The organism is Klebsiella sp. Ech2A, from assembly GCF_030078455.1.
Taxonomy (GTDB): domain Bacteria; phylum Pseudomonadota; class Gammaproteobacteria; order Enterobacterales; family Enterobacteriaceae; genus Klebsiella; species Klebsiella terrigena.
On record NZ_JAQGFU010000321.1, the window covers coordinates 1 to 3,086 of the forward strand.

Below are 3,086 nucleotides of genomic sequence, written 5' to 3' on the forward strand. Positions count from 1 at the left end.
GCGCAGCCCCGATTTCCGTGCGGGACCGCGGGGATTGTTAAGGGGAAGACGGTTATCTTCCCCTTAACCCGGTCACCTGGCAGCGGGGCCGCATGTTCTGCCAGACATCTGGTGAGCGGAACTTTTCCCGGCCGATAAGCCGCGGACCTTGTGGACTAGCCGCTCTGGCGCCGCCTTAAGGTAACGCATCCATCCGCGCCCACATTTTCACCGCCGCCTTCTGCGCCTCGGCAAAGAGCGGTTCGTGATCGAAGGTAAACCGTCGGTTCTCGTAAATCATCTCCCCGTTGACCATCACGCTATGCACGTGGCTGCTGCCGAGGCCAAAGGCGATATGCCCGGCGATATTCTCGGCTATAAGCGGCGTGGGCGACGGATAGTCGCAAATCGTCAGGTCGGCTTTGTATCCCGCCTCGAGGCGGCCAAAACGGGCGTTAAAGCTGCGGGCGAGCAGCTCGTTGCCGTTGCTTAAGGCGCGGGCAAAGCCGTCCGGCCACAGCGGCCCGCCGGCGTCGCGGTGCTTAAAAAAGGCAAACTTCAGCTCTTCAAACATATCAGAGCCCAGGCCATCGGTGCCCAGCGCCAGGTTGCGGAAGTCCACCAGCCGCTGGTTATAGCCAACGTGGTTGTTCATATTTGAGCGCGCGTTATGCACCAGGAACCCATCCTGAGAATTGAGGATCTCAATATCTTCATCGGAGAGGTACAGGCCGTGGGCAACCAGCGTCTTGCGGTCAATCAGGTTAAATTCCGCCAGCCTGACCAGCAGGTCTTTACCGTAGCGATGATGGCTATGGCTAACGTCGTAACGGTCCTCTGCCGCATGGATATGCAGGCCGCGGCCGGTGGCCTGCAGCGCCTCACCGAGCATCGCCAGCCCTTCGTCCGGTAGGGTAAAGGGGGCATGGGCACCGATGTGCGCCTCAACCAGGTAGGGTTCGCGGCCCATCTCCCGGGCGCTGTCGACTTCGCGGGCAAAGCGAATATTCTCCTCGACGCCGGCCCGGAGCTCCTTAAGCCCGCCGTTGCGATCGGTGGTCTCAAAGCAGGTCATTCCCCGCAGGCCGACCCGCAGAAAGGCGCTGCGCAGCTGGCTGAGCGACCCGGCGATATAGCCGGGAGAGGCGTGGTGGTCGATCACCGCGGTGCAGCCGCTGCGCACGGCTTCCATGGCGCAAATCAGCCCGCTGTAGTAGAGCGACTCCTCATCCAGCGCGCGGTCGAGGCGCCACCACAGATTTTTCAGCGTCGAGATAAAATCGGGGCTGGAGGGGATAGTGGCCTGGATCCCGCGCGACAGGCCGGAATAAAAGTGGTTGTGCGCGCAGACCATCCCCGGCATCACCAGCCGGCCGTGCATCTCTTTGACCCTGGCCTGGGGATAGCGCCGGGCGAGCCCCGGCGCAATATCGAGGATCGCGTCGTTTTCAATCGCGATATCGATACCTTCCATGACCTTCGCCGGATAGAGCTGCGCGGCGGTGGCATTTTTCAGAATTAAGATACTCATACTTCGACGCCTCCCAGCAGGTAGCGGTGGTTAAGATGAACGTGGCTAATGATGCGGCAAAGATCGGTAACGACAGGGGGAACGTCAGCGATATGGCCGCTATCGTCGATTTTTAGCAGCCAGGTGTGCTCGTTTTGTCGGACGTGAACGCTGTCGTCCTCGACGAAGAAGCCGGGGTTGCTGCTGTTGGCGAAATCCTGCGCCAGGCTAAAGACGGTAATTTTGTCTTTGTAGGGCTTGCCCTGCCACGGGCAGAACTGCGCGCAGTTGCCGCATTCGTTGCAGTAGGCGTCGAGGTGCAGCGTCTGGTAGCGGTTCTGGAATCCAGGCACGGCGATTGAGACGTTGGCGCGGTTTGGGCATACGTCCACGCACTTGCTGCACACGTAGTTGCACTCCAGGCAGCGCTCCGCCTCCTGAGCTACGAACGCCTCCCGGCGATCCCTTGCCACCTCAGCGATGGCGATAGTCCCTTTGCGCTGGTAAATATCCGCCGGATCGACGTTGTTCCACCGCTTATGCTGATGGTGGTTGGCAATATTCTCTCGCGCCAGAATCGCATCCGCTGCCCGGCGGGCGTTGCCGATCGCCGAGACGATGGAGGACGGACCGCGCTGAACGTCGCCGATAAGAAATACCCCCGGCAGCGCGGTTTCGCCCGTAGGATCCGCCGCCGGCCAGCCGCTGTCGTCCAGCGGAATGCCCATCGCCGCCAGCGCCGCAACGTCCTGCTGCTCGCCGATGGCGGTAATAACCGTATCCGCCCGCAGGGTGCGGGTTTGGCCGGTAGCCAGCGGGCGACGGCGGCCTTTTTCATCGGCGTCGCCGAGCGCCATCACCCGGACGGTGAGCGTCCCGTCGGCGTAGAATTGTTCAGGATTACTGAGAAACTCGAACGCGACGCCGTCGCGCTGCGCCTCTTCATACTCTTCGCGCCATGCCGGCATCTCCTGCAGAGAGCGGCGGTAGACGATGGTTGCTTTCTCCACGCCGGGTACCCGCAGCGCGGCGCGGGCGCAGTCCATGGCGGTATTGCCCGCCCCGATGACCACCACCTGTTTCCCCAGGCTCAGCGTCTCTCCGCGATTGTATTCGCGTAAAAACTGCAGCGATTTTCGCACGTTGCGGTTGTCACCGCCGAGGCTGACGCCGCTGTTTTTGTCGGTACCGGTGCCGACCAGCACGTAGCGATAGCCTTCGCCGCGAAGCTTCTCCACCGTCAGCTGCGGATCGCAGCCGTAGACGATGTTCACCCCGTGGTTGACCACAAAATCGATATCGTGCTGAATCAGCTCCCCGGGAATACGGAAGCGCGGAATGATGTTGCGCACCACGCCCCCGGCGTTGGCTTCGCGTTCAAACAGGGTTACCGGGTATCCTGCCCGGGCAAGAAAGTAGCCGGCGGCAAGCCCCGCGGGGCCTGCGCCGATCACCGCCACCGGGTTCAACGAGCCGGAGCCGGCCGGCCGGTGCCAGCGCCGCCGGTACTCTTCCCAGCCTTTCTCGAGCGCGATTTTCTTCAGCTCGCGGATATTGAGCGAACTGTCGTAGTCGAGGCGGGTACAGTTGCTCTTGC

The 3,086-nt window shown here is 62.0% G+C and carries 2 protein-coding genes; both read right to left on the reverse strand.

The features are described from left to right. Positions 1–175 precede the first annotated feature (175 nt). A complete protein-coding gene (gene ssnA / locus PFH44_RS26255) occupies positions 176–1,510 on the reverse strand; it encodes a putative aminohydrolase SsnA (protein ID WP_283826647.1) in 1,335 nt (444 codons plus the stop codon). Beyond that, on the reverse strand, positions 1,507–3,086 hold a 1,580-nt coding region (locus PFH44_RS26260; protein ID WP_283826648.1), incomplete at its 5' end, for an FAD-dependent oxidoreductase. The genes ssnA and PFH44_RS26260, both read right to left, overlap by 4 nt.